We start from the raw sequence: 348 nt of genomic DNA, 5'->3' as shown, positions 1-348 counted from the left end.
GCAACAGGCCCAACCGGAGAAACCGGGGCAACAGGAGCAACTGGAGCAACGGGAGCGACAGGAGCAACAGGAGCAACAGGAGCAACAGGAGCAACAGGAGAAACCGGAGCAACCGGAGCAACTGGGGACACCGGAGCAACAGGAGCAACTGGGGCAACAGGAGATACCGGAGCAACAGGCCCAACTGGAGCAACAGGAGCAACAGGAGACACCGGAGCAACAGGTCCAACAGGAGCAACAGGAGCAACAGGAGCAACAGGAGCAACGGGTCCAACAGGAGCAACAGGTGAAACCGGAGCAACAGGAGAAACCGGAGCAACAGGAGCAACTGGAACAACAGGAGCAACA

General features: G+C 58.6%; 1 protein-coding gene. It reads left to right on the top strand.

The annotated features are described in order from the left end of the window. Nucleotides 1–348 (top strand): hypothetical protein (locus tag ACJDU8_RS25760; protein WP_406795033.1); only part of this gene is annotated, 348 nt, incomplete at both ends.

Origin of the sequence: Candidatus Clostridium eludens (assembly GCF_045310515.1) — a bacterium.
GTDB lineage: Bacteria > Bacillota > Clostridia > Clostridiales > Clostridiaceae > Clostridium_B > Clostridium_B eludens.
The sequence above is the reverse complement of the archived record's forward strand: the minus strand, read 5'-3'. Positions and strand labels throughout refer to the sequence as shown.